The sequence below is a fragment of the Acidovorax sp. FG27 genome, from assembly GCF_040365715.1.
GTDB lineage: Bacteria > Pseudomonadota > Gammaproteobacteria > Burkholderiales > Burkholderiaceae_C > Paracidovorax.
Genome location: NZ_BAABVY010000014.1, coordinates 135,031 through 160,809, shown reverse-complemented (window position 1 = coordinate 160,809; position 25,779 = coordinate 135,031). Strand labels below are relative to the sequence as shown.

General features: G+C 69.9%; 25 protein-coding genes. 15 read left to right on the top strand and 10 right to left on the bottom strand.

What is annotated here, in order from left to right; genetic code table 11:
• Positions 1 to 220: 220 nt before the first annotated feature.
• Together ABWV53_RS19475 and kefC are read right to left on the bottom strand one after the other, a co-directional pair.
• Entirely contained in the window at positions 221 to 2,398 is a 2,178-nt protein-coding gene (locus ABWV53_RS19475) for a TonB-dependent siderophore receptor (protein WP_353367792.1), read from the bottom strand.
• Positions 2,399 to 2,494: 96 nt separating this feature from the next.
• Positions 2,495 to 4,372: a glutathione-regulated potassium-efflux system protein KefC gene (kefC, locus tag ABWV53_RS19470; RefSeq protein ID WP_353367791.1), complete on the bottom strand. Its 1,878-nt coding sequence runs from the start codon at positions 4,370 to 4,372 to the stop codon at positions 2,495 to 2,497.
• A 248-nt stretch (positions 4,373 to 4,620) separates the two neighbouring features.
• Here kefC and ABWV53_RS19465 point away from each other — a divergent pair, with 248 nt between their 5' ends.
• The 3 genes from ABWV53_RS19465 (at position 4,621) to ABWV53_RS19455 (ending at position 6,618) form a co-directional block, all read left to right on the top strand.
• The gene (locus tag ABWV53_RS19465) at positions 4,621 to 5,271 is read left to right on the top strand and encodes a LysE family transporter (protein WP_353367790.1); all 651 of its coding nucleotides are present in this window, start codon (positions 4,621 to 4,623) and stop codon (positions 5,269 to 5,271) included.
• A gap of 179 nt (positions 5,272 to 5,450) precedes the next feature.
• Positions 5,451 to 6,071 (top strand): nucleotide-binding protein, encoded by a 621-nt coding sequence (locus tag ABWV53_RS19460; RefSeq protein WP_353367789.1) that lies wholly within the window; start codon positions 5,451 to 5,453, stop codon positions 6,069 to 6,071.
• Between the two features lie 82 nt (positions 6,072 to 6,153).
• Entirely contained in the window at positions 6,154 to 6,618 is a 465-nt protein-coding gene (locus tag ABWV53_RS19455; protein WP_353367788.1) for a MaoC family dehydratase, read from the top strand.
• Between the two features lie 27 nt (positions 6,619 to 6,645).
• On the opposite strand, the gene ABWV53_RS19450 is transcribed toward ABWV53_RS19455, so the two are convergent.
• Together ABWV53_RS19450 and ABWV53_RS19445 are read right to left on the bottom strand one after the other, a co-directional pair.
• The gene (locus ABWV53_RS19450) at positions 6,646 to 7,137 is read right to left on the bottom strand and encodes a tRNA (cytidine(34)-2'-O)-methyltransferase (protein ID WP_353367787.1); all 492 of its coding nucleotides are present in this window, start codon (positions 7,135 to 7,137) and stop codon (positions 6,646 to 6,648) included.
• A 101-nt stretch (positions 7,138 to 7,238) separates the two neighbouring features.
• The gene (locus ABWV53_RS19445; RefSeq protein ID WP_353367835.1) at positions 7,239 to 7,907 is read right to left on the bottom strand and encodes a ComF family protein; all 669 of its coding nucleotides are present in this window, start codon (positions 7,905 to 7,907) and stop codon (positions 7,239 to 7,241) included.
• Between the two features lie 175 nt (positions 7,908 to 8,082).
• Between ABWV53_RS19445 and ABWV53_RS19440 the strand changes: the two genes are divergently transcribed.
• The 7 genes from ABWV53_RS19440 to ABWV53_RS19410 all read left to right on the top strand — a co-directional run bounded on the left by ABWV53_RS19440 (position 8,083) and on the right by ABWV53_RS19410 (position 14,500).
• Positions 8,083 to 8,991, top strand: a complete 909-nt coding sequence (locus ABWV53_RS19440) for a class I SAM-dependent methyltransferase (RefSeq protein ID WP_353367786.1) — start codon at positions 8,083 to 8,085, stop codon at positions 8,989 to 8,991.
• Positions 8,992 to 9,456: 465 nt separating this feature from the next.
• Positions 9,457 to 10,626: a cytochrome c oxidase subunit II gene (gene coxB / locus ABWV53_RS19435; RefSeq protein WP_353367785.1), complete on the top strand. Its 1,170-nt coding sequence runs from the start codon at positions 9,457 to 9,459 to the stop codon at positions 10,624 to 10,626.
• Between the two features lie 37 nt (positions 10,627 to 10,663).
• Positions 10,664 to 12,319 (top strand): cytochrome c oxidase subunit I, encoded by a 1,656-nt coding sequence (gene ctaD / locus ABWV53_RS19430; protein WP_353367784.1) that lies wholly within the window; start codon positions 10,664 to 10,666, stop codon positions 12,317 to 12,319.
• 17 nt (positions 12,320 to 12,336) lie between these two features.
• The gene (locus tag ABWV53_RS19425; RefSeq protein WP_353367783.1) at positions 12,337 to 12,447 is read left to right on the top strand and encodes a cytochrome oxidase small assembly protein; all 111 of its coding nucleotides are present in this window, start codon (positions 12,337 to 12,339) and stop codon (positions 12,445 to 12,447) included.
• Positions 12,448 to 12,619: 172 nt separating this feature from the next.
• Positions 12,620 to 13,237 (top strand): cytochrome c oxidase assembly protein, encoded by a 618-nt coding sequence (locus ABWV53_RS19420; RefSeq protein WP_353367782.1) that lies wholly within the window; start codon positions 12,620 to 12,622, stop codon positions 13,235 to 13,237.
• 10 nt (positions 13,238 to 13,247) lie between these two features.
• Entirely contained in the window at positions 13,248 to 13,478 is a 231-nt protein-coding gene (locus ABWV53_RS19415; protein ID WP_353367781.1) for a DUF2970 domain-containing protein, read from the top strand.
• Between the two features lie 122 nt (positions 13,479 to 13,600).
• The gene (locus ABWV53_RS19410; protein ID WP_353367780.1) at positions 13,601 to 14,500 is read left to right on the top strand and encodes a cytochrome c oxidase subunit 3; all 900 of its coding nucleotides are present in this window, start codon (positions 13,601 to 13,603) and stop codon (positions 14,498 to 14,500) included.
• An 88-nt stretch (positions 14,501 to 14,588) separates the two neighbouring features.
• Here ABWV53_RS19410 and ABWV53_RS19405 read toward each other — a convergent pair whose 3' ends face one another.
• A complete protein-coding gene (locus ABWV53_RS19405; RefSeq protein ID WP_353367779.1) occupies positions 14,589 to 14,813 on the bottom strand; it encodes a twin transmembrane helix small protein in 225 nt (74 codons plus the stop codon).
• Positions 14,814 to 14,828: 15 nt separating this feature from the next.
• On the opposite strand from ABWV53_RS19405, the gene ABWV53_RS19400 reads away from it, so the two are divergent.
• The 5 genes from ABWV53_RS19400 to ABWV53_RS19380 all read left to right on the top strand — a co-directional run bounded on the left by ABWV53_RS19400 (position 14,829) and on the right by ABWV53_RS19380 (position 19,303).
• Positions 14,829 to 15,671 carry an SURF1 family protein gene (locus ABWV53_RS19400; protein WP_353367778.1) on the top strand — a complete coding sequence of 281 codons (843 nt, stop codon included), beginning with the start codon at positions 14,829 to 14,831 and terminating at the stop codon, positions 15,669 to 15,671.
• Positions 15,607 to 16,371 (top strand): SCO family protein, encoded by a 765-nt coding sequence (locus ABWV53_RS19395; protein ID WP_353367777.1) that lies wholly within the window; start codon positions 15,607 to 15,609, stop codon positions 16,369 to 16,371. The genes ABWV53_RS19400 and ABWV53_RS19395 overlap by 65 nt, the downstream gene beginning before the upstream one ends.
• Complete coding sequence (locus tag ABWV53_RS19390) at positions 16,368 to 17,594, top strand: COX15/CtaA family protein (RefSeq protein ID WP_353367776.1); 1,227 nt, start codon at positions 16,368 to 16,370, stop codon at positions 17,592 to 17,594. Before ABWV53_RS19395 ends, ABWV53_RS19390 begins: the two co-directional genes overlap by 4 nt.
• Positions 17,591 to 18,511, top strand: coding sequence for a heme o synthase (cyoE, locus tag ABWV53_RS19385; RefSeq protein ID WP_353367775.1), 921 nt, complete (start codon positions 17,591 to 17,593; stop codon positions 18,509 to 18,511). Before ABWV53_RS19390 ends, cyoE begins: the two co-directional genes overlap by 4 nt.
• A gap of 165 nt (positions 18,512 to 18,676) precedes the next feature.
• Positions 18,677 to 19,303 carry an SCO family protein gene (locus ABWV53_RS19380; protein ID WP_353367774.1) on the top strand — a complete coding sequence of 209 codons (627 nt, stop codon included), beginning with the start codon at positions 18,677 to 18,679 and terminating at the stop codon, positions 19,301 to 19,303.
• Here ABWV53_RS19380 and ABWV53_RS19375 read toward each other — a convergent pair.
• The 5 genes from ABWV53_RS19375 to ftsY form a co-directional block, all read right to left on the bottom strand.
• Entirely contained in the window at positions 19,231 to 20,034 is an 804-nt protein-coding gene (locus ABWV53_RS19375; RefSeq protein WP_353367773.1) for a Crp/Fnr family transcriptional regulator, read from the bottom strand. The two genes, ABWV53_RS19380 and ABWV53_RS19375, sit on opposite strands and share 73 nt — an antisense overlap.
• 200 nt (positions 20,035 to 20,234) lie before the next feature.
• Positions 20,235 to 21,275, bottom strand: coding sequence for a Bug family tripartite tricarboxylate transporter substrate binding protein (locus ABWV53_RS19370; RefSeq protein ID WP_353367772.1), 1,041 nt, complete (start codon positions 21,273 to 21,275; stop codon positions 20,235 to 20,237).
• 221 nt (positions 21,276 to 21,496) lie between these two features.
• Entirely contained in the window at positions 21,497 to 22,438 is a 942-nt protein-coding gene (gene rpoH, locus ABWV53_RS19365; RefSeq protein WP_353367771.1) for an RNA polymerase sigma factor RpoH, read from the bottom strand.
• A 235-nt stretch (positions 22,439 to 22,673) separates the two neighbouring features.
• Positions 22,674 to 24,314: a methyl-accepting chemotaxis protein gene (locus ABWV53_RS19360; RefSeq protein ID WP_353367770.1), complete on the bottom strand. Its 1,641-nt coding sequence runs from the start codon at positions 24,312 to 24,314 to the stop codon at positions 22,674 to 22,676.
• Between the two features lie 257 nt (positions 24,315 to 24,571).
• On the bottom strand, positions 24,572 to 25,768 hold the full coding sequence (gene ftsY / locus ABWV53_RS19355; RefSeq protein ID WP_353367769.1) for a signal recognition particle-docking protein FtsY: 1,197 nt from the start codon (positions 25,766 to 25,768) through the stop codon (positions 24,572 to 24,574).
• Positions 25,769 to 25,779: the final 11 nt, after the last annotated feature.

Here is a 25,779-nt window from a genome sequence, read left to right as displayed (position 1 = left end):
GAAAAAGCACATCTATGAATACGAGCTGGCTTTGGACATCGAGCAGTTGTGCCTATCTAATTCACCAGAAGCCGATAAGTCATGAAAAACAGCTATCTATGAATAAAAAGCGGCCACCCGGGAAGAAGTTGGCCGTACTGCCAAGCGCGGCCTGGGCCTCGCTCGTGTCGATCCATTGTGGTCCCCCACACGCCCTCCGCGGGCCCCGCGCTGGCGGCGTTCAGAAGAAGTACGTCAGACCCAGGGTGAAGCTGCGCGGCATCGCGGGCGACACCACGTTGGCATTGATGGCGCCGTCGTAGTACGCCCGGTCGAACGCGTTCTTCACCCCGGCGGTGATGCGGTAGTTGGAACCGGCATAGCCCACCGACAGGTCGACCACGGTGTAGGCCGGCAGGGTGAACGGATACGAGCCGATCTGCTCGCTGACATGGCGGGCGCCCGCGCCCAGCGTGAGTTGCGGCATTTGCGGCAGCTTGTACGTGGCCCACAGCGCCAGCGTGTGGCGCGGCGTCAGGTTCAGCGGCAGCCCCACGATGGCGGCGTTGTTGTCGCGGGTGACCTCGGTGTCGGTATACGTGTAGGCGCCGGTCAGCTTCAGGTTGCGGCGCAGATCGGCGCCCACTTCCAGCTCCAGGCCCCGGGCGCGCTGCTCGCCGGTCTGCACGCTGAAGCCCGTGTTGGCGGGGTCGGCGGTGGTGACGTTTTTGCGCTTGAGATCGAAGAGCGCGAGCGAGCCCGTCAGCCCGCCGCCGGGCTGCTCGTACTTCAGCCCGGCTTCCCACTGCTTGCCGGTTTCGGGCTGGAAGGGGGCTCCGCCGAAGGCCGCGCCCGACACGGGCAGGAAGGACTCGCCATAGCTGGTGTAGGCCGCCCAGCCGGGCGTGAACTCATATACCAGCCCGGCGGACATCGTGGTGGCCGCGTCCTTCTGGCGCGTCTGCACGCGGGTCAGCCGGTTGTCGATGTCGCTGGTGGACCAGTCGCGGCGCAGGCCGACCAGTGCCGTCCACTGCGGGTTGAGCTTGATCTGGTCCTGGGCGTAGAGGCCCAGCACGCTCAGCTTTTCTGGCGCGTCGGCGGTCAGGTTGACAGGGCAGCTCGTCGCCACGCCATAGACCGGATTGAACAGGTTCAGCGCGCCGATGGTGCAGCGGCGCTGACCCTGGTAGCTGTGGCTGGTGCGGGCGTCCAGCCCCGTCACCACGCGGTGCTGCACGCCCAGCGCCGCGAACTGCGACAGCAGCGAGGTGTCGGTGGCGAGCATGTCGTCGTCCAGGTACTGGCGGGTGGCCTGGCGGTTCTGCAGGCGCTGGTTGGGCTGCAGCGCCAGGTTGGAGACGAAGTTGCCGTCGCCCTTCTCGGACTCGTAGCGTACGTTCTGGCGCAGCGTCAGCGCGGGCGAGAAGCGGTGCTCCAGCGCGTAGCCGATCGAAGTGCTCTGAATGTCGTAGTGGCCGAAGCTCGGGTCGCCGGTGTAGAGCGTGGTGGGCACGGGGCCGTTGCGGTTGGGCAGCACGGTGCCGTAGGGCGTGATGCCCTGCTGGCGCATCCAGTTGCTCTGGCTGTAGGTGGCGAACAGCACCAGATCGGTCTGCGTGCCCAGGTCCAGCGACAGGGACGGGGCGATCCAGCGGTCGCGGCGATAGACGAAGTCGGTCGGGTCGTCGCTGTTGGAGACCTGCGCGTTGATGCGCAAGGCCGCCTTGCCCGATTCGTTCAGCGGCCGGTTCACGTCGGCCTGCAGGGTGCGCTGGCCATAGCTGCCCACCTCCACGCCCACCTCGCTCAGCGCGTCGCGCTTGGGCCGCTTGCTCACGGCGTTGACGATGCCGCCGGGCTGTACCTGGCCATAGAGCACCGAGGCCGCGCCCTTGAGCACCTCGAACCGCTCGTAGCCGTAGGGCGTGAGCCGCGTCCACATGCCCGGGCTCTGCACCAGGCCGTCGATGAGGATCGATTCGGTGGAGCGAAAGCCGCGGATGTTGATGTCGTCGAAGCCGCGCCGCCCGAAGTTCACCGGGCTCACGCCGGCCACCGTCTGCAGCGCCTGCTGCATGTTGGTGATCTGGCGCGATTCCATCTGCTCGCGCGTCACCACGCTCACCGACTGCGGCGTCTCCAGCCGGCGCATGGGCGCCTTGCCGGCGGTCTGCGCCTCGGCGGGCGCGAAGCCCACGTCCTTCTCGGTGCTGGCGTTGATGCGCACTTCCTGCAGCTGCGGCGCCGCGTCGGGAGACGCCTGGGCCAGCGCGGCCTGCGACAGGCACAGCGCCAGCGGGCTCAGGGCCCACAGCGTGGGGGCCGCCTTGCGGCGGCGCAGCGGCGATGCCGGAGAGGGGCAGGCGCGCGCGCGCGGCAGCGCGGGCACGGCAAGGAGGTGCGAAGCAGGGGTCATGGACGGAATCGAAGAGGCTGACGAATGAGAAGGGGGTGCCGGCCTTGTCCCATCCTGGGTGAGCATTAGCGGGGTGAACGCGGCACGGCAAGCATTCTAATGAGAATGATTTTCATCTATGTTGTTTTTCGGCGATGACGCCTGGGCGCGCGCAGCTTCTTCTTCCTGCCGCTCCTTCGCCATCTGCTCCACCAGCTGCTGGCGACCCTGCCGCGCCACGGCGATGAACTTCTCCTGGTCCTTGTGGTGCGGGTACATGCGGTTGGCCAGGGCGATGTTGTGTTCGCGGAAGCGGTCGGCCACGCGCTGGGCGTCCTCGGCCGGCAGGCCCATCAGCTCCAGCACCGTGCGCGCCGTCTTCAGGCTGGACTCGAACACCTCGCGCTCGACATGCTCCACGCCCAGGTCGCGCAGCGCGTTCCAGTGCGACACGTTGCGGGCCCGGGCGACGATCCGCAGGTCGGGAAAATGCTCGCGCGCCAGCCCCGCGATCTTGAGCGACTGGTCGGCGTCGTCCACCGCGATGACCAGGATGCGCGCCTGCGCCGCCCCGGCGATGCGCAGCAGCTCCAGCCGCGTGGCGTCGCCATAGAACACGCGGTAGCCGAAGGTGTGCGCCACCTCCAGCATCTCCACGCTGTGGTCCAGCACCGTGGTGGGCACGCCCTGCAGCAGCATGGTCCGCGCGACGATCTGGCCGTAGCGGCCGAAGCCCGCGATGATGACCGGCGCCTCCTGCGGCTCGGAGATCTTGTCGGCGGCCGGCACCTCGGTCTTGAGCTGGGCATAGCGGCGCAGCAGCACCCGGTCCAGCAGCACCAGCAGCAGCGGCGACAGCAGCATGGACAGCGCCACCGCGCCGATCAGCAGCGACGCGGTTTCGCCCGGCAGCGCGCCGGCCGTGGCCGCCGCCTGGAACACCACGAAGGCGAATTCGCCACCCTGCGCCAGCAGCAGGGTGAACACCGGCCGCTCCTGGTAGGGCGTGCCGGTGGCCCGCGCCAATGCGTAGATCACCACGGCCTTGATGGCAAGCAGGCCCACCAGCACCAGCGCCATCAGGCCCGGCGAGCGCATCAGCACGCCGAAGTCGATGGACATGCCCACGGCGATGAAGAACAGGCCGAGCAGCAGGCCCTTGAAGGGCTCGATGTCGGCCTCCAGTTCGCGCCGGTACTCGCTGTCGGCCAGCAGCACGCCGGCCAGAAAGGCGCCGAGAGCCATCGACAGGCCCACCAGCACCATCAGGTAGGCGATGCCCACCACCAGCAGCAGCGAGGCGGCGGTGAAGATCTCCGGCGTCCTGCTGCGGGCGATCCAGCGCAGCAGCGGGCGCAGCGCCAGCCGGCCACCCAGCACGATGGCGGCCACCACGCCGAAGATCTTGGCCGCCTCCAGCGCCATCTCGGCGGGTGTGTGGTGGGGCGTGGCGCCGCCGCCGTCACCCACGGTGGCGGCTGCCAGCAGCGGCATCAGCGCCAGGATGGGAATGGCCGCCACGTCCTGGAACAGCAGGATGGAAAAGGCTTTCTGTCCGCTGTCGGTGCGCATCAGATTGCGCTCGGCCAGCGTCTGCAGCGCAATCGCCGTGGAAGAGAGCGCCAGCCCCAGCGCGGCCACCAGCGCGATCGACCAGGCCACGCCGCAGGCCCAGGCCGCCAGCCACAGCAGCGCCGCGCACCCCAGCACCTGGGCGGAACCCAGGCCGAAGATGGGCCGGCGCAGCGCCCAGAGCCGGCTGGGCTGCAGCTCCAGCCCGACCAGGAACAGCATCAGCACCACGCCGAACTCGGCGAAATGCAGGATGTCCTGCACGTTGCTGACCAGCGCGAGGCCCCAGGGGCCGATGGCGATGCCCGCCGCCAGGTAGCCGATGATGGCGCCCAGCCCCAGCGCGCGGGCAATGGGCACGGCGACCACGGCGGCGGCCAGATAGAGAAATCCGTAGTTGAGCCAGGCGGGGACGTGTTCCATGGAGGGCGCAGGTGGTGGCGTGGGCCGTGTGACGTGAATGGCGACCGAGGGGGCCGGCGCGATGCGCTCGGGGCAGCGCCACTTGGTGCTACATATTTGGTAGCATCAGGCGCTTGATGCATCGGCGCTGCAGCCCTATTTTGCATGGAATCGGTGCGTGCCGGGCCCGCCCTGCGCGATCCGGGCCGCGCCCGCCGTCCGCGCGTCTTTAGAATCCCGCCCTTCGATTCCTTTCCCACCCGAGCCCCATGGACCTGCATACCTGGATCGCCTTTCTCGCCGCGTCGTGCCTCATCGCGGTGTCCCCCGGCTCCGGCGCCGTGCTGTCGATGAGCCACGGCCTGTCCTACGGCGTGCGCAAGACCAGCGCCACCATCGCCGGCCTGCAGCTGGGGCTGCTGCTGATCCTGGTGATCGCCGGCGCGGGCGTGGGCTCGCTGCTGATCGCGTCGGAAGTGGCGTTCAGCGCGGTCAAGGTGCTGGGCGCCTGCTACCTCATCTACCTGGGCTTCAGCCAATGGCGCGCCGGTGGCAAGGCGCCGCAGAGCGGTGCCGAAGAGGCCTCGCCCGCCACCGCCGGCCCCTGGCAGCGCCGCGTGCTGACGGGCTTTCTCACCAACGCCACCAATCCCAAAGGCATCATCTTCATGGTAGCCGTGCTGCCGCAGTTCATGACCGATGCGCGGCCGCTCTGGACGCAGCTGCTCGTCATGGCGGCCACCACCGTCGCGGTGGATTTGGCGGTGATGCACGGCTATGCCGCCAGCGCCAGCGCGCTGCGCCGCTGGATGCGCAGCCCACGCTCCGCCCGCAACCAGAACCGCGTCTTCGGCGGCCTGCTGATGGCCGTGGGGGCGGGGCTCTTCTTCGTCAAGCGCGGCGGGCAGCACGCCAGCTGAGTTGCTATATATTTGATAGCTATGGGCGATTGATGCATCGGCGCCGAAGCCTGATTGGGCATCGAATTTCAGCCCTCTCCGCCAGACCGCCCCCGGCCGGCGCTACCATCGACAACGCCGGCCCGCCAAGGCCGCGTTCCCAGTCGTCGCTTCCGCACCCATTCGCCAAGGAGGTCCGCATGCCGGTGGTCGTTGTCGCCAATCCCAAGGGCGGCGTGGGCAAGTCCACGCTGTCGACGCAGATCGCCGGCCATTACGCCAGCCAGGGGCACGCCGTGATCCTGGGCGACGCGGACCGGCAGCGCTCCTCGCACCTCTGGCTGGGCCAGCGCCCGCCGCAGGCACGGCCCATCGGCAAATGGGACGTGTCGCATGACCTCATCACCCGCCCGCCGCACGGCACCACCCACGCGGTGCTGGACACGCCCGCCGGCCTGCACGGCTGGCGGCTCAAGGACGTGCTCAAGCTGGCTGACAAGATCGTCGTGCCGCTGCAGCCCAGCGTGTTCGACATCTTCGCCACGCGCGACTTCCTGGACGAGCTGGCCAGCCACCGCCACGGCGGGCAGGCGCAGGTCGGCATCGTCGGCATGCGGGTGGACGCGCGCACGCTGGCGGCCGACCGGCTGCAGGAATTCGTCGGCGGCCTGGGCCTGCCGGTGCTGGGCTATCTGCGCGACACGCAGAACTACGTGCACCTGGCGGCGCACGGGCTCACGCTGTTCGACGTGGCGCCGGGGCGCGTGGTGCGCGACCTGGAGCAGTGGCGGCCGATCTGCGACTGGCTGGACGCCGCGTAGGCCGGTCGCGGGCGGGGCCGGGCGCCCGGCCTTGTCGCCGGCTCGACACCGCCCGGCGCCGGCGCGGCGCTAGAGTGGCCGCATGAAAACCTTCCAGAGCTATTCCGAGCTGGCCGCCTGCGTAGGCCAGGAGGTGGCCGTGACCGACTGGATCACGGTGACGCAGCAGCAGATCGACCTGTTCGCCCAAGCGACGGGCGACCACCAGTGGATCCACGTGGACCCGGAACGAGCGGCGCAGGGCCCGTTCGGCACCACCATCGCCCATGGGTTTTTCACGCTCTCGCTCATCCCGCGCTTCTTCGAGGCGGCCTTCACCATCGCCGGCGCCCGCATGGGCGTGAACTACGGCCTGAACCGCGTGCGCTTCACGGCCCCGGTGCCGGCCGGCAGCCGGGTGCGCGCCCGCCTGATGCTCATGGCGCTGGAGCCGGCCGCGCCCGACGGCGTGCAGATGACCTGGCAGGTGACCATGGAGCGGGAGGGCGGCGACAAGCCGGTGTGCGTGGCCGAGTCGCTGGCGCGCAACTACGGCGCCGCGCCCTGAACCCTGCCCGGGCAGGGCAGCCGGCGCTCAGGCGCCCTCGGCCGGCGCCGCCGGGTTTTGCAGAAAGCTGTTCTGCCGCCATGCCTCGAACACCGTCACCGCCACCGCGTTCGACAGGTTGAGGCTGCGCTGGCCCGGCATCATGGGCAGCCGCAGGCGCTGCGCCGGCGGAAAGGTCTCCCGCAGCTCTGGCGGCAAGCCGCGCGTCTCGGCGCCGAACACCAGCCAGTCGCCGGGCCGGAAGCCGGTTTCGTAAACCGATTGCGAGGCGTGCGTGGTCATGGCGAACATGCGCGCCGGATCGGGTTCCTCGTCGCGCAGCAGCGCCGTCCAGCCGGCATGCCGGCGCACGGGCGTGTACTCGTGATAGTCGAGGCCGGCCCGCCGCATCAGCCGGTCTTCCATCGAGAAACCGAGCGGCTCCACCAGATGCAGCGTGCAGCCCGTGTTGGCCGCCAGGCGGATCACGTTGCCGGTGTTGGGCGGGATTTCGGGCTCGACGAGGACGATGTGGAACATGGCGCCATTTTCAGGGGCGCGGAGGGGCCGTGGCGCGCAAGGGGTTCCGGGTGGGCAACAAAAGGTATCTCCATGGCCGCCCTTTACGCCCTTCACGCACTTCACGCCGTGCGTGCCAGCACCAGCCCGGTGACGTGGGCGGCGCCCGCCTGCCGCAGCACCAGCGCCGCCGTCTGCAGCGTGGCCCCGGTGGTCATGACGTCGTCCAGCAGCATCACGCGCCGGCCCGCCACCTGGGCGGCGGCCAGCGGCTCCAGCGCGAAGGCGTCGCGCAGGTTGCGCAGGCGCTGGGCGCGCGTGAGGCTGGCCTGCGCTGGCGTGGCGCGCAGGCGCAGCAGCCAGTCGCCGCGGGTGCGGGCGCGGTCCAGCCGCCGGGCCAGCAGCAAGGCCTGGTTGAAGCCGCGCTCCCGCAGTCGCTCGGCCGACAGCGGAACGGGCAGCAGCCAGTCGGCCTGCTGCAGCGCCTGCGCCACGCCCGGCGCGGCCCGCAGCCGGGCCGCCAGCGGCTCGGCCCAGCCCGGGTCGTGCTGGAACTTGAATTCCGCCAGCAGGCCTGCCCAGGGGTAGCCGTAGTCCACCGCGGCGAAGCAGGCGTCGAGCGGCGGCGGATGCCGCACGCACCGCCCGCACTGCGCCACCCCGCCGGGCAGGGGCAGTGCGCAGGTGCGGCACCGGGGGCGGGGCAGGGCGAACCGCGCCACGCAGTCGCCACACAGGCGCGTGGCCGGCCAGGCATGGCAGACGGCGCACTGGCTGGGCACCTCGGGCATTCGCCACGCCTGCGCGGCCAGCCACGCCAGCGCCTGGCGCCAGGCGGGGCGGGCATGGCTTATCCCTTGGGGCGGCGAAGGGGGCATCGGCTCAATATACTCGTGCGCACGGGCCGGCGACACGGCCTTCGCACCCCCTGCGGGTTCACTCCCCGTCCTCTGCGCCAGCGCTCCCATGTCCGACTCCCTGCCCCCCACCATCGACCCGGTCGCCGCGGCCCGCTGGCACGCCGACGCGCCCACCGAGTCCCCCTGGCTGCACGAGGAGATCGCCCGCCGCATGGACGACCGGCTGCAATGGATCACCCGCCCGCCCGCGTCCTGGTGCGACTGGGACCCGATGCGCGGTGGCCTGCAGGGCCATGCCCTGGTGCGCCAGCGCTATCCGCAGGCGCAGTGCTACGTGGCCGAGACCTCTTCGCCCCGCGGCCAGGCGCTGGCCGAAGCGCATTTCGCCACGCCCTGGTGGAATCCGGCGCGCTGGAGGGCCCCAGCCCCGCGCCTGGGCGTGCCGGCCGATGGCGGCGTGCAGATGCTCTGGGCCAACATGGCGCTGCACATGGCGCCCGACCCGCAGGCGCTGATCGCCCGCTGGCACCGCGCCCTGGCGGTCGACGGCTACCTGATGTTCTCCTGCCTCGGGCCCGACACGGTCCAGGAACTGCATCGCGTGTATGCCGCCCTGGGCTGGCCGCCCGCCGGCCATGCCATGACCGACATGCACGACTGGGGCGACATGCTGGTGCAGGCCGGCTTCGCCGAGCCGGTGATGGACATGGAGCGGGTCACGCTCACCTTCGCCACGCCAGGGCGGCTGCTCGAGGAACTGCGAGGCCTCGGCTGCAACCTGCACCCGCAGCGCTTTGCGGCCCTGCGCGGGCGCGGCTGGCGCCAGCGGCTGGAGCAGGCCCTGGCCGACCAGCTGGCCGACCCGGCCCAGGGCGGGCAGCTCGCGATCACCTTCGAGATCGTCTATGGCCACGCCTTCAAGCCGGCCCCGCGGGTGCGCGTGAGCGAGAGCAGCGCGGTGTCGCTGCAGGACATGCGCGCCATGCTGCACGGCGGGCGCGGCCCGGGCGCCTGAAGCCCGCGCTCCCCTCGCCGCGGGGCTCGCCTGCCGCCGCGCCGGCGCCGTGGAACCGGCCGGGCTACAATTTTTGCTTTTCCACGCGCGCGGAGGGGCCCTCGTCGAGGCCGCCCACGGCGGGGCGCAACGGTGCGATGCATCCGGTCCGGCGCCCGGTCATACCCCGCGCGCGAGCGGATCGTCCACCCGCCCGGCGGCATCGCGCCCCCGGGCGTTCCTACGTCGTCGCCACGCCACTGTCCCCGGGCTATTGCGTATTGCATTAGTCAGCGTGGGTGGGCATGCTTGCCCTCGGATGGAGACAAGCCGGTTTCATGTGGAGCCGGGCCCCCGGTGGGCGCAGCCAGCGGCCGCGTACCGGGTGCCGGCACGAGACGTTCGCATGCCCTTGCGCGCAGCCTGACCCCACGCAGGCGCGGCAAGGAAGGGTCCAAATCGAGGCAGGGAAGTTAAGTGAGAACTATGAAGAGCATTTCCAAAACGCTGGCTTCTTTGCTGCTGGTGTCCACGGCGGGCCTGGGTGCCCTGGCCCATGCGGTGCAGGACCTTCCCGGCGGGCCTGCGGTGCGTCAGCTCAACCTGGCGCCGCCCGTCACGCGCATCGCCCAGGAACAGCACTACCTGCACTGGATGATGCTCGTCATCTGCACCGTGATCTTCGTCGGGGTGTTCGCGGTGATGTTCTATTCCATCTGGAAGCACCGCAAGTCGCGTGGCGCCCGCCCCGCGAACTTCCACGAGTCGGTGGCGGTCGAGGTGGCCTGGACGGTCGTGCCCTTCATCATCGTGATCCTGATGGCGCTTCCCGCCACCAAGGTGCTGGTCGCCCAGAAGGACACCACCAACGCCGACCTCACCATCAAGGCCACCGGCTACCAGTGGAAGTGGGGCTACGACTACATCACCGGCGAAGGCGAGGGCCTGGCCTTCATCTCCACCCTCGACAGCAGCCACCGCCAGATGTCCGACAGCGGCAAGGTGGCCGATGCGCCGCCCGACTACCTCTTCAAGGTCGACAACCCGCTGGTGGTGCCGGTCGGCAAGAAGATCCGCGTCATCACCACCGCCAACGACGTGATCCATGCCTTCATGGTGCCGGCCTTCGGCATCAAGCAGGACGCCATTCCCGGCTTCGTGCGCGACACCTGGTTCCGCGCCGAAAAGGTGGGCGACTACTACGGCCAGTGCGCCGAGCTGTGCGGCAAGGAGCATGCCTACATGCCGATCCACGTGAAGGTCGTCTCCGCGGCCGACTACACGCAATGGGTGGCGGACGAGAAGAAGAAGGCCGCCGCCAAGCTGGACGACCCCACCAAGGTCTGGACGCTGGAGGCCCTGCTGCCGCGCGGCGAGAAGGTCTATGCCGCCAACTGCGCCGCCTGCCACCAGGCGAACGGCAAGGGCGCCGGCCCGATCAAGCCGCTGGACGGCTCGGCCATCGTCAAGGACGAAGACCACAGCAAGCAGATCCAGATCCTGCTCAAGGGCGCGGCCGGCGGCGCCATGCCGTCGTGGGCGCAGCTGAGCGACACCGATCTGGCGGCCGTGGCCACCTACACGAAGAACGCATGGTCCAACAAGACCGGCCAGCTGGTGCAGCCCGCCGAAGTCCTGGCCCAGCGCGGCAAGTGAGCCGAGCGCCCACGCCCCCAGCATTGAGGAAAACAAGATGAGCGCAGTTATCGACAACCATGCACCCGTGGGCGGCCACGTCCCCGGCACGCACGACGCCGGCCATGACGACCACCATCACCACGCCACGCCCACCGGCTGGCGGCGCTGGGTGTTCGCCACCAACCACAAGGACATCGGCACGCTGTACCTGCTGTTCTCGTTCACCATGCTGATGGTGGGCGGTGTGCTGGCGCTGCTGATCCGCGCCGAGCTGTTCCAGCCCGGCCTGCAGATCGTGAACCCCGAGCTCTTCAACCAGCTCACCACCATGCACGGCCTCATCATGGTGTTTGGCGCCATCATGCCGGCCTTCGTGGGCTTCGCGAACTGGATGATCCCACTACAGATCGGCGCATCCGACATGGCCTTCGCGCGCATGAACAACTTCAGCTTCTGGCTGATGATCCCGGCCGCCATCACGCTCGTGTCGTCGTTCTTCATGCCGGGCGGCGCTCCGGCCGCGGGCTGGACGCTCTATGCCCCGCTCACGCTGCAGATGGGCCCCTCCATGGATGCCGGCATCTTCGCCATGCACATCCTGGGCGCCTCGTCGATCATGGGGTCGATCAACATCATCGTCACCATCCTGAACATGCGCGCGCCGGGCATGACGCTGATGAAGATGCCCATGTTCGTCTGGACCTGGCTCATCACCGCCTACCTGCTGATCGCCGTGATGCCCGTGCTGGCCGGCGCCATCACCATGACGCTCACGGACCGCCACTTCGGCACCAGCTTTTTCAACCCCGCCGGCGGCGGCGACCCGGTGATGTACCAGCACATCTTCTGGTTCTTCGGCCACCCCGAGGTCTACATCATGATCCTGCCGGCCTTCGGCATCATCAGCCAGATCGTGCCGGCCTTCAGCCGCAAGAAGCTCTTCGGCTACGCCTCCATGGTGTATGCCACTTCGTCCATCGCCATCCTGTCGTTCATCGTGTGGGCGCACCACATGTTCACCACGGGCATGCCGGTCACGGGCCAGCTGTTCTTCATGTACGCGACCATGCTGATCTCGGTGCCCACGGCCGTGAAGATCTTCAACTGGATCGCCACCATGTGGCGCGGTTCCATGACCTTCGAGACGCCCATGCTGTTCGCCGTGGGCTTCATCTTCGTGTTCACCATGGGCGGCTTCACGGGGCTGATCCTGTCGATGGCGCCCATCGACATCCAGCTGCAGGACACCTACTACGTGGTGGCCCACTTCCATTACGTGCTGGTGGCGGGCTCGCTCTTTTCCATGTTCGCGGCCTACTACTACTGGGCACCGAAGTGGACGGGCGTGATGTATTCCGAGCGCCGTGGCCAGATCCACTTCTGGGGCTCGCTCATCACCTTCAACATCACCTTCTTCCCGATGCACTTCCTGGGCCTGGCCGGCATGCCTCGCCGCTATGCCGACTACCCCATGCAGTTCGCCGACTTCAACATGGTGGCGTCCATCGGCGCGTTCGGTTTCGGGCTGATGCAGGTGTACTTCTTCGTGGCCGTGGTGCTGCCCGCCATGCGCGGCAAGGGCGAGCCCGCGCCGCAGCGCCCATGGGAAGCGGCCGAGGGCCTGGAGTGGGAAGTGCCGTCGCCCGCGCCGTTCCACACGTACGAAACGCCGCCCAAGCTCGACTCCTCGGCCACGCGCGTCATCGGCTGATCGCGGAAGCAACGCACATGGCAACGCCCGAACAGAAGAAGTCCAACCTGCGCATGGGGCTCATCCTGGCGTCGATCGCGGTCGCGTTCTTCATCGGCTTCATGGTCAAGATGACGTGGTTGCAATGACGCACCCCCTGAGTCGCTGCGCGCCTTCCGCCTGCAGGGGGACGACGCCCTTGGCCCGGCGAAGCCGGTTCCACGGCGTCTGCTGGCGTGGCCAGCTCCGCGGCCGTCGGGCGCAGGAGGCTGCGTGGGTGCCCCTGACGGGTTCCCTCGCGTGCGAAGAAGGGGCGGTTCGGTGAGCCTGCGCCGCGAAAACTTCAAGATGGTGGGCAAGCTGGCCGTGATCTCGGCCGGCATGTTCGCGTTCGGCTACGTGCTCATCCCCATCTACAAGCACATCTGCGAGATGACCGGTATCAACATCCTGTCGTTGTCCGAGCGCCAGGTGCCGGGCAACGGCGCAGCCGGGCGCGACGTGAAGGTGCCCGCCAACAGCCAGGTGGACACCAGCCGCACCATCACGGTGGAATTCGATGCCAACGCGCGAGGCCCGTGGGACTTCAAGCCCGCGCAGCGGTCGATCCGTGTGCATCCGGGCGAGCTGACCACCGTGATGTACGAGTTCCAGAACATCCAGAACCGCCGCATGGCCGCCCAGGCCATTCCCAGCTATGCGCCGCGCCAGGCCGCCGCGCATTTCAACAAGCTGGAGTGCTTCTGCTTCAACCAGTACACGCTGGAGCCGGGCGAGAAGAAGGAGTGGCCGGTGGCCTTCGTCATCGACCCCAAGCTCTCCAAGGACGTGACCACCATCACGCTGTCCTACACCTTCTTCGAGGTGGGCGGCAAGACGCCACCCGCGCCTGAATCCACCGCGGCCCTGCCCGTCACGGCCCATCCGGCGGGCTCATGAGCGATGCGCGATGAACGAGCAGCGCCCGTCGCCTCCCCCCAGCGCCGCACGCCGCAGCGGTTCGCTGCCGCGCACCATCCGGGCGGTGGCGTGGTCGCTCATCGGGCTGCGCAAGGGCGCCGAGTACGAAGAGGACCTGCAGAAGATCAACCCCGTGCACCTTTTCATCGTCGGCCTGCTGGCGGTGTTCCTGCTGGTGGGGCTGCTGATCCTGCTGGTCAACTGGGTGGTGCGGGCATGACGGTGACTGGCCCTTTCGCCGCCCGCCGCCCGCCGCCCGCCGCTCACCTGGCAACCCGGCACGCATCTTCCAGAAGACCTGTGGCAGGTCCAACAACAACGATTCGAGACTGAGGAGCTGACATGAGCGCATCCACCCACGGCACCACGCCCGCGACGCCCGCCACGCCGTATTACTACGTGCCCGCCGAGTCACGCCACCCCGTGCTGGCGGCGGCGGGGCTGTTCTTCGTGATCCTGGGCGCCGCCCAGTGGATCAACGGCCACGAGTGGGGCAAGTATTCGCTGGCCCTCGGCCTGGTCTGGTGGCTCTTCGTGCTCTACCAGTGGTTCCGCGACTCGGTGCACGAGAGCGAGGCGGGCCTCTACGGGCACAAGATCGATCTCTCGTACCGCTGGAGCATGAGCTGGTTCATCTTCTCTGAGGTGATGTTCTTCGGCGCGTTCTTCACGGCCCTCTGGTGGGCGCGCGCGCACTCGGTACCGGCTTTGGGCAGCCTGGACAATGCCTTGCTCTGGCCCGACTTCAAGGCCGTCTGGCCCAGCATGGCGGCCGGCGCCACCGCGTCGCCTGCCGGCATCGTCGAGCCGTTCCAGACCGTGGGCCCGTTCTGGCTGCCCACCATCAACACCGCGCTGCTGCTGACCTCTGGCGTGACGCTCACCATCGCCCACCACGCGCTGCGGGAAGGCCACCGCGCCCGCACCGTCGCCTTCATGTGGGCCACCGTCCTGCTGGGCTTCGTGTTCCTGTGCGTGCAGGGCTACGAGTACTACCACCTCTACAACGACCTGAACCTGAAGCTCAACTCGGGCGTGTTCGGCTCCACCTTCTTCATGCTGACCGGCTTTCACGGCTTCCACGTGTTCATCGGCATGCTGATGCTGCTGTTCATCACGCTGCGGCTGCAAAAGGGCCACTTCACGGCCGAGCGCCACTTCGGCTTCGAGGGCGCGGCCTGGTACTGGCACTTCGTGGACGTGGTGTGGCTGGGCCTGTACGTGCTGGTGTACTGGTTCTGAGCCACCGTCACACCCATCGAAGAAAGCGCCGCGAGGCGCTTTTTTCGATGGTGCGGACGCCGAGGCGCGAGCTGCCCGCGGGCCCGTTTCAGCGGGGCGACGCCGGCAGCCCGGTGGGCTGGATGTAGCCCAGCTTCCAGGCCGCGATCAGGCTGAGGAAGAGCACAATCGACAACGCCACGCGCAGCGCCAGCGCCCCGGCCATGCGGCCGCCGCGCGTCTTGTCGTCCCGGCCGTTGCGCATCATGAAGAACAACGCCGAACCGAGGCTCGCCAGAATGCCGAGAAAAGCCAGCACCACTACGTATCGCATGCAGGGCATTATCCCGTGAACGCCCCCCAACGCACAGGGGGCGCACGGTTCGGCGCGCGCTTCTGGCTCATCGCCGTGGCCGCTCTCGCCGCCGTCGTGGTGACCGCTTCGCTCGGCCGCTGGCAGCTCTCGCGCGCGGCGCAGAAGGAGGCGCTGCAAGCCGCCATGGACGAGCGCGCCGCGCAGCCCCCGGTCGGCGCGGCGGCCATCGCGGCCGTGGCGGCAGCCGCGCCTGCGGCACCAGGCGCTGGCGCTGGCGACGGCCAGGTGGCCGCCCTCCAGCCGCTGCTGCACCGCACCGCCGTGCTGCGCGGCCAGTGGGTGGCGGGCGCCACCGTGTTCCTCGACAACCGCCAGATGCAGGGGCGCCCGGGTTTCTTCGTGCTGACGCCGCTGCGCCTGGCCGGCGACCCCGCCACCGCTGTGGTCGTGCAGCGCGGCTGGGTGCCGCGTGATTTCCAGGACCGTACCCGCCTGCCCGACGTGCCCACGCCCGCCGGGGAGGTCGAGGTCACCGGCCGCATCGCGCCTGCGCCCTCGCGCCTGTACGAGCCGGGCGGAGCCGGCGCGGCCGAGGGGTCTTCCCGCATCCGGCAAAATCTGGACCTGGCCGCCTACGGCGCCGAACACCGCCTGGTGCTGGCGCCGCTTTCGCTGTGGCAGACCGGCGCAGGCGACGATGCCGGCCCGCAAGGGCTGCGGCGCGACTGGCCCGCCATCGACAGCGGCGTCGCCAAGCATTACGGCTACGCATTCCAATGGTTCGGGCTCAGCGGCCTGGTGGTGATCCTCTATGTCTGGTTCCAAATCGTCCGACGCTTCCTTCGCCCACGCGGCGAGCCATCCGCCCGCGCCTGAGGCGGCGGGCGAAGCGCACCCGCTCGGGCTGACCGTGCACAGCCTGCCGGGCACGGCGGCGGCGCTGGACGAGGCGGAGCAGTCGCGCAGCGGCCGCTGGAAGATGATCGGCGTGATGCTCGTCTGCGCGGCGCCGGTCGTCGCTTCGTACTTCACCTATTACGTGCTGCGGCCCGACGGCCGCCGCAACTACGGCGAACTGATCGAACCCCAGCGCGCCGTGCCGGAGCAGTCGCCCGTCGCCACGCTGGACGGCCGCCCCGGCGGCGTGCTGGGCCAGCTCAAGGGGCAGTGGCTGATCGTGAGCGTGGCGCCGGGCGCCTGCGCCGAGGCCTGCCGCAACCACCTCTACCTGCAGCGCCAGCTGCGCGAAAGCCTGGGCAAAGAGAAAGACCGCATGGACTGGGTCTGGCTGGTGTCCGACGCCGCGCCCGTGCCGGCCGACATCGCCCCCGGCCTGCAGACCGCGACGGTGCTGCGCGCCGACCCGGCCGCGCTGGCGCAGTGGCTGGCACCCGCGCCGGGCCAGGCGCTGGCCGACCACCTCTATGTGGTCGACCCCATGGGCCACTGGATGATGCGCTTTCCCGCCGGCATGGACCGCGCCGGCGCCGCCAAGGCCAAACGCGACCTCGACCGCCTGCTGCGCGCATCGTCCTCGTGGGACCAGGCCGGCCGCGCGGAGGCCGCCCGCCCATGACCGACACCCAGCCGCTCTACGACCTGGCGCCGCTCCTGCGCCTGATGCTGCTGGGCGCGGCCATCGCGCTGGGGCCGCTCGCCTGGGTGTGGCTGCGCAACCGCCGCAGCACGCCGCTGCGCCGGCTGCAGGCGCTCACCGTGCTCACGCTGTTCCTCACCTTCGATCTGGTGCTGTTCGGCGCCTTCACGCGGCTGACCGATTCGGGCCTGGGCTGCCCCGACTGGCCGGGCTGCTACGGCAACGCCAGCCCGGTGGGAGCGCACGCGGAAATCTCGGCCGCCCAGCAGGCCATGCCTACCGGCCCGGTCACCCACGGCAAGGCCTGGGTGGAGATGATCCACCGCTACCTCGCCACCGGCGTGGGCGTGCTCATCATCGCGCTCACCGTCGGGGCGTGGCGGCAGCTGCGCGCTTCCCGCCGCCCGGGCGGGCCGCCGCCACCGCCGCTCAGCCCCTGGTGGCCCACGGCCACGCTCGTCTGGGTGTGCCTGCAAGGCGCCTTCGGTGCGCTCACGGTCACGATGAAGCTCTTCCCGGCCATCGTCACGCTGCACCTGATCGGCGGCCTGGTGCTGCTGGCCCTGCTCTGCGTGCAGGCCGTGCGGCAGACGCAGGCCGCGCTGGGCACGTCGCCCGCGACGCTGCGGCCCGCGCTGCGCCGGCTGCTGTGGGCCACGCTGGCACTGGTGTCCCTCCAGGTGGTGCTGGGCGGCTGGGTCAGCACCAACTACGCCGTGCTGGCCTGCACCACCTTCCCGACCTGCCAGGGCAGCTGGTGGCCCGAGATGGACTTCGCCCACGCCTTCCAGGTCTGGCGCCCGCTGGGGCTGCTGCAGGACGGCACCAGCATCAGCTTCGCGGGCCTGACCGCCATCCATTACATCCACCGGCTCGCCGCCTATGTCGTGCTGGCCGCGCTGGCGCTGCTGGTCTGGCGCCTGCGGCGCGAGCAGGTGCTGCAGGCGCCCGCCCGCTGGCTGGCGGGGCTGTCGCTGCTGCAGTTCGCCACGGGCCTGTCCAACGTGGTGCTGGACTGGCCCCTGGTGGCCGCCGTGCTGCACACAGGGGGCGCCGCCGCGCTGATCGTGGTGCTGACCTGGGCGCTGAGCGCCAGCCGCAGCCACGGCGCCTTCGCCACCGATCTTCCTTCACCCCCCGGCGCGCACACCGCGCCCGGGCGGACCGCCGCGTCCGCCCCCGCATCGAGAGCTTCCGCATGAGTGCAGCCCCCGCCCCCGCGCCCGCCGCGCCGCCGGCGATCACCCTGACGTCGCGCTGGTCGCAGTTCTACGCGCTGACCAAGCCGCGCGTCGTGCAGCTCATCGTGTTCTGCGCCTTCATCGGCATGGTGCTGGCCGTGCCCGGCCTCCCGGACGGCGGGCAGTGGGCGCGCATGGCGCTGGCCTCGGCCGGCATCTGGCTGGTGGCGGGCGCGGCCGCGGCATTCAATTGCGTGGTGGAGCAGGGCATCGACGCGCGCATGAAGCGCACGGCCTGGCGCCCCACGGCCAAGGGCGAGCTGTCGAACACGCAGACGCTCCTCTTCTCGGCCGTGCTCTGCGCGGCGGGCTCCGCGCTGCTCTACGTCCTGGTCAACCCGCTCACCATGTGGCTCACCTTCGCCACCTTCGTGGGCTATGCGGTGATCTACACCGTGGTGCTCAAGCCGCTCACGCCGCAGAACATCGTCATCGGCGGCGCCTCGGGCGCCATGCCGCCGGTGCTGGGCTGGGCCGCGATGACGGGCGAAGTCAGTCCCGAGGCGCTGATCCTCTTTCTCATCATCTTCCTGTGGACGCCGCCGCACTTCTGGGCACTGGCACTCTACCGGGTGGAGGACTACCGCCGCGCCGGCCTGCCCATGCTGCCCGTCACCCACGGCAACGAGTTCACGCGCCTGCAGGTCTTCCTCTACACGCTGATCCTGTTCGCGGGCTGCCTGATGCCCTTCGTCTACGGCATGAGCTCCTGGATCTACCTGGCCGCCGCCGTGGTGCTGAGCCTGGGCTTCTGCGGCTACGGCTTTGCGCTGTGGCGCAACTACTCCGACGCGCTGGCGCGCAAGACCTTCCGCTTCTCGCTGATCCACCTCAGCCTGCTGTTCGCGGCGCTGCTGGTGGACCACTACGTGCTCTAAGAAGGTGTGAACGAACCCGTCATGCCCCCTCGTACCGCAAAAACACGCCCCTTCGGCGTTGCAAATGCTCGCCATAGCCCGAGCTATGGCTGCGCTTTGCGCCTTGACGGGACGCGTTTGTGCGGCCCGCTCGGGCGCGCCGGATTCATTCACACCTTCTGACCCATGAAAAAACGCAATGCTCTCCGATTGATAGCGGCCGGCGCCCTGTACACGGTGGCTGCTGGCCTGCTGGCTGCCTGTTCCAAGCCGGAGCCGAAGACTGTGTTCCGGGGCGTGGACGTCACCGGCGCCGAATACGCCCGCGACTTCCAGCTGCCCGACCAGAACGGTCAGATGCGCAGCCTGAAGGACTTCGCCGGCAAGGTGGTGGTGGTGTTCTTCGGCTACACGCAGTGCCCCGACGTGTGCCCCACCTCGATGGTGGAGCTGGCCGAGGTCAAGCGATCGCTGGGCGCCCAGGGCGAGCGCCTGCAGGGCATCTTCATCACCGTCGATCCGGAGCGCGACACGCCCGAGGTGCTGCGCGCCTACATGGCCAATTTCGACCCCGGCTTCCTCGCGCTGCGGGGCTCGCCCGAGCAGCTGGCCGCCGTCGCCAAGGACTTCAAGGTTTACTACAAGAAGGTGGACGGCCAGACGCCCACCAGCTACACGCTGGACCACTCCGCCGGCAGCTACGTCTACGACCCGCAGGGCCGGCTGCGCGTGTACAACCGCTACGGCAGCGGCGCGCAGGCGCTGGCGGCCGACGTGCAGGCGCTGCTGGGCGAGCCGGCCAAGCCCGCCTGACGCGGGGCGCCGGGCTGCGACCCCCGGGCCAGCTCGGTCAGGCGCCCGCGCACGATCTCGCCGTGCCACCGGTCGTGCCGGACCAGCCCGCCCTCGCGCGTCAGCAGCGCCACGCCGCGGGCGACCGTCTCGCGGGTGGTGAACAGCAGGCCCGCCAGCACCGAATGGCTGGGCAGGCGCACCAGGCAGCTGCGCTGCAGGTCCGCCAGCAGCAGCAGCGCGCCGGCCAGCTGGCCGGCCGAACCCCGCACGTGCAGGATGCGCGCCCAGTCGGCCAGCAGCGCCTGCCCCCGCCACTGGTCCAGCGCCAGATCGCGGAAGAAGTCCGTTCCCAACAGCCCGCCTTGCTCCAGCCGCGCCACGTCGATCTCGCACAGGCGGCCGGGCGCCACCGCCACGCACGACAGATCGGCCGGCCGCCGCAGCAGCGCCGAGGTGCCCATCGCCTGGCCGCAGCCCGCCATGCCGACCGGACGGTCGACCCCGTCGGCCGCGCGGCGCTGCAGCAGCACGGTGCCCACCTTCACCACCTGCATCGTCGCCGGCACATGGCCCTGCCGCTGCAGCACCTCGCCCTTGCGAAAGCGCCGCTCGCGCACATGCGGCTCCCAGGCCGCACGCACCGCCGCCGCCTGCCGCCCCAGCAGGCAGTGCGTGCGGCAGGCACAGTCGGGGCAGGCCTTGCGGGTGGGCGCGGCCGGAGTCGTGGCAGGGTGGGTTTCTAGGGTCAAATGGGCCTCTGGCGCCCGTCCATCAAGCGCATGGTGCTATGTAAATAATAGCGTCTGCCAAGGGGCAGCGTCGGGCGGGCACAGGTGTCGTGTCCGCACGCCGGTTGCCGCCAAGTCTGCCGGTGGCTGCCCGGGCGGGCATTGACCTGCGTCAATCCCCGGCCTGCCGGCCGGGTGCAGCGCCGGCGTCAGGCCCCCCTCTACTCTGCGCGAATGCCCTGCTCGCGGATGACGCGGCCCAGCGTGGCCGTGTCGGCCTCGATGCGGTTGGCCAGGCCCTCCGGCGACGAGCCCACCGTCTGCCAACCCTGCTGGAACAGCTTGGCGCGCACGTCGGGCGAGCGGGCGATCTCGGCCAGCAGGCCGGCCAGGCGCGCGCGCACCGGCGCCGGCATGCCGGCGGGCGCGGCGAAGGCATTCCAGATCTCCAGGTTGAGATCCTTCACCCCCACCTCGGCCATGCTGGGCACGCCGGGCACCAGCGCGCTGCGGCCGGACGAGGTCACGCCGATCAGCCGCAGCTTGCCGGTGCGCTCCTGCGCCACCGCCAGCGCGGGCGGCAGCAGCGCCATCTGCAGCTGGCCGCCCAGCATGCCGGTGGCCACCTGCGGGTAGCCAGGGTAGGGCACGTGCACGGGCGCGATGCCGGCCCGCGCCTTGAGCAGTTCCGTACCCAGGTGGCCCACCGTGCCCACGCCCGGCGTGCCGTAGCTCCAGCGGTCGCCCGCACGGCGCGCGGCGTCGAGGAAGGCCCGGCCGTCCGCGCCGGCCGGCACGTCGGGCTGGCTGGCGGGGGCCGTCAGCACCAGGGGCGACACGCCGATCAGGCTGAGCGGCGCCAGATCCTTGCGCGGGTCGTAAGGTAGCTGCGGGTTGATCAGCCGGGCGATGGTCAGGTTGCCGTTGATGAAGAGGCCGATGGTGTGGCCGTCGGTCGCCTTGGCCACCGCGTCGGCGCCGATGTTGCCGCCCGCGCCGACCTTGTTTTCCACGATCACCGGCTGGCCCAGCGCGTGCGACAGGGGTTCGGAGAACGTGCGTGCCGTCAGATCCGGCGACGAGCCGGGCGGAAAGCCCACGATGATGCGCAGCGGTTTGGCGGGCCAGCCGGGGGTGGCGGCGGCCGCGGCGGGCGCGGCAGGCGTCTGGGCAGCGGCGGCGGTGGCAAGGCACAAGGGCAGGGCCGCTGCGGCCAGGCTGGCGGCGAGCCAGGTCCGGCGGGTGGTGTCGGGGCGGTACATGGGGCGGGCTCCGTGGGTTGGATGGGGCAGAGGGCGGGCATCGTGCCCGTGAGATGCGGGCAAGGCCGTGGCGGGGGGATTTTCAACCGAACGCCGTGCCGCCAGGCAGCACGCCGCGCTGGCGTGCCCAAGAAAAACGCAGCCCGGAGGCTGCGTTCATGGGGGTTTGGGGCTGGCCAGGCCGGGGCGAATGGCCCTTCGCTCGGCCCGGGCCCGCGGCGTCAGGCGAATTCTGCCAGCGACTTCTTCATCTTCTTCATCGCGGCGACCTCGATCTGGCGGATGCGCTCGGCGCTCACGCCGTAGACCGCCGCCAGCTCGTGCAGCGTCATGCCGCCGGAGCCATCGTCATTGACCTTCAGCCAGCGCTCTTCCACGATGCGGCGGCTGCGCTCGTCCAGGCTCTCCAGGGCCGAAGCGATGCCGTCGGTCGCCAGCACGTCGCGCTGGCGGGTCTCGAGCATGGCGGCGGGCTCGTGCGCCTTGTCGGCCAGGTAGGCGATGGGGCCGAAAGCCTGCTCGCCGTCGTCGGCGGGCGCGGGGTCGAGCAGCACGTCGCCACCTGAAAGGCGCGTTTCCATCTCGATGACTTCCTCGCGCTTGACGTTCAGCTGCGCGGCGACCAGATCGATCTCCTTGTCGGAGAGGGTGTCGCGGTGCGTGCCGGCGTCCTGCGCAGCGGCGTCGGCCTTGAAGCCCTGCTTCATCGAGCGCAGGTTGAAGAACAGCTTGCGCTGGCTCTTGGTGGTGGCCACCTTCACCATTCGCCAGTTCTTGAGCACGTATTCATGGATCTCGGCCTTGATCCAGTGCATGGCATAGCTCACCAGGCGCACGTTCTGGTCGGGGTCGAAGCGCTTGACAGCCTTCATCAGGCCCACGTTGCCTTCCTGGATGAGGTCGCCGTGCGGCAGGCCGTAGCCCAGGTATTGGCGGGCGATGGACACCACCAGGCGCAGGTGCGACATCACCAGGCGGCCGGCCGCGTCGACGTTGCCGTCTTCCTTGAGCTGGCGGGCATAGGTGCGCTCCTCGTCGGCCGTCAGCATCGGCAGGCGGTTCACGGCCGAGATGTAGGCGTCGAGATTGCCCAGCGGGGGGATCAGCGCCCAACTGTTGGCCGGGGCCAGGGCGGTTGCAGCGGTTCCAGACTGAAGCGTCATTCCAGAAATCCTTTCTTCCATCGAAACACTTTAGCAGTCTCTTGGAGAGAGTGCCAAAGCAGAAGTTCCTGGCCCTGCGTAGGACGGGGGATGCGGCCCCGGTCGGGCGGGTTCCAGCGAGCCTCCGAACGATCACCGCGCCCCGCGCAGTCTCCGACCGGGGCCGTCCGCAGCGGTTCCCTCCTCGCTGCCGATCCACGGCGCTCGCGTCCCGATCGACGCACGCAGAGCGTCCCTAGCCCAGCGCCAGCCGTGGCGAGAGCCCCGCCGCGATGGCAGCCGTCGGCACATGCCCGGTGGCGGCGGGCGCTGCGCCGGCGTGGGCGCGGCCGTCGCCCAGCTTGAAGGCCGACACGCCCTGCACCAGGTCGCCAGCCTGCTTCTTCAGGCTGCCGGCCGCGGCGGCCATTTCCTCGACCAGCGCGGCGTTCTGCTGGGTGGCCTGGTCCATCTGCGTGACGGCCTCGCCCACCTGGGCGACGCCCGATGCCTGCTCCACGCTGGCCGCGCTGATCTCGCCCACGATGGACGTGACCCGGTTGATGGCTTCGACGATCTCGCTCATGGTGGCGCCCGCCTGGTCGACCAGCGCGTTGCCGGCGGACACCCGGTCGACGCTCGCCACGATCAGGCCCTTGATTTCCTTGGCGGCGTCGGCCGACCGGCCCGCCAGGCTGCGCACCTCGCTCGCCACCACGGCGAAGCCCCGCCCCTGCTCGCCGGCGCGGGCGGCCTCCACGGCCGCGTTCAGCGCCAGGATGTTGGTCTGGAAGGCGATGCTGTCGATCACCTGGATGATGTCCGCGATCTGGCGCGAGGAATCGTTGATGCCGCGCATGGTCTCCACCACCTGGCCGACCACCACGCCGCCCTGCGTGGCCACGGCGGCGGCGTTCAGCGCCAGCTGGTTGGCCTGGCGGGCGCTGTCGGCGTTGCGCTGCACGGTGGAGCCCAGCTCCTCCATGGACGCCGCCGTCTGCTCGAGCGCGCTGGCCTGGCTCTCGGTGCGGCCGCTCAGGTCCTGGTTGCCCTGCGAGATCTCGGCGCTGGCGGTCGCCACCGCTTCGGCGTTCTCCCGCACGTTGCCGACCGTGGCGCGCAGCTGCGTGCGCATGGACTCCAGCGCCTGCAGCATCTGCGCCAGCTCGTCGCGGCCCGACACGGCCAGGCCCTGGCTCAGGTCGCCGCCGGCCATGCGCTGGGCCGCCTCGCCGCACAGGCGTGCCCGGCGCGCCAGGCTGCCCGACAGCACGAAGGCGACGGCCACCCCCACGGCGACCATGGCGATCAGCCCGATCAGCAGCTGCAGGCGGCCCTGGTGGTAGACCTGCGTGGCCATCTCGCCCGCCTGGTCGCTGCCCTTGTTGTTGATGGCGATGAGGTCGTCCAGCGCCTTGTTGGCGGCGCGGTAGGCCACGGCGGCCGGGCCGACGAAGATGCCCTTGACGGCATCGATGTTGCCGGCGCGGGCGAACTGCAGCTGCTCCGGCGCGGTGGAGGTGTAGGCGGCCACCTGCGTGCGCAGATCCTGGTAGATGGCGCGTTCCTCGGCGGTGGTGAAGAGCGGCGCCGCGGCATCCACCGCCGTGTTCAGCCCGGCGATCGAGGTCTCGACCAGCGCGATGGCTTGCGCCATCGACGTATTGGGCCCGGTCATGATGAGCCCGAGCCGGGCGATCCGCAGGCTGGACAGCTGCCGGCTGATCGCCCCGGAGGCGGCCACGCTGGGCAGCGCCTTCTTCGATATCTCGGCCGTGCGGTCGTTCATGCTGGCCAGGTTGGCGATGCCCAGCAGGCTCACCACGCAGGCAATGAGAAGAACGAGAGCGAAGCCCGCCAGAAGTTGGGTACGGATCATCCAGTTGTCGAGGGTCATGGCAGCGATGGAAGGCTTGGGACGGCGGCGTGCGCCAGTTCAGTTAACAATTGCAGGGATTGCGAGGTGCGGAATATGCCAAAAATTTTGTGTCCATTTGTGTAGGAGGTAACGAGTTCTTTGTGACGATGGCGGGTCTACCGCGAGGACCCGATAAACGCACAAACGCAAAAAAACCTCCTGGATTCGCATCCAGGAGGCTTGGGGGCACGAAGGGCGCCGCGCCAAGGCGGGCGACGCGTCGGTGCGGGGCAGCGTCAGGTCAACAGGGCCTGCGCGAACTCCCGGGCGTCGAAGGTTTCGAGGTCTTCCAGCTTCTCCCCCACGCCGATGAAGTAGACCGGGATCGGCCGCTCCTGCGCGATGGCGGCCAGCACGCCGCCCTTGGCCGTGCCGTCCAGCTTGGTCACGATCAGCCCCGTGAGCTGCAAGGCGTCATCGAAGGCCCGCACCTGCGCCAGCGCGTTCTGGCCGGTGTTGCCGTCGATCACCAGCAGCACCTCGTGCGGCGCCGTGACGTCGGCTTTGGTGACCACGCGGCGGATCTTCTGCAGCTCCTGCATCAGGTGCAGCTGGGTGGGCAGGCGGCCGGCCGTGTCCACCAGCACCACGTCCTTGCCGCGCGCCTTGCCGGCGGTCACCGCGTCGAAGCTCACGGCCGACGGGTCGCCGCCTTCCTGGCTCACGATCTCCACCGTGTTGCGGTCGGCCCACACGCCCAGCTGTTCGCGGGCCGCGGCGCGGAAGGTGTCGGCCGCCGCCAGCAGCACGGCCGCGCCTTCGCCGGCCAGGTGCCGGGTCAGCTTGCCGATGGAGGTCGTCTTGCCGGCCCCGTTCACCCCCGCCACCATGATGACGGTGGGCGTGTACTGGCCGATCACCAGCGATTTCTCCAGCGGCTTCAGCAGGTCGGTCAGCGCGTCGGCCAGCAGGCCCTTCACGGCCGCCGGCTCGGTGGCTTTCGCCTCCTTCACGCGGCGCTTCAGGTCGGCCAGCAGGTGCTGCGTGGCCTTGACGCCGGTGTCGGCCATCAGCAGCGCCTCTTCCAGCTCCTCGTACAGCGCGTCGTTGATCTGCGTGCCGGCGAAGACGGTGGTGATGCTGCTGCCCGTTTTGCGCAGCCCGGTCCTGAGCCGGTCGAGCCAGCCCTTGCGTTCGGCGAGCGACGGCGGCTCGGCGGGTGCCACGAGGGCCGAGGGCGGCGGCGCGGCCGGGGTAGCGGCGGTGGCGGCCGGCGGGGCCGGCACGGCGGGCGCCGGCTCGCTGGCTTCGGTCGCCGAGGGCTTGGCGCCGAACGGGTTGCGCAGCCAGCCCATGCCCTTGGCGGCCAGCGACCCGGGCTCCGCCTCGGGCGGGGTGGGCGCGTCCGCTGGCGGCGTCAAGGCGGGCGTGGCTGCGGGGGAGGGCGGAGCGTCCGCGGGGGATGGGGGCTTTTTCTTGAAAAAACTGAACATTGGGGGGTTCT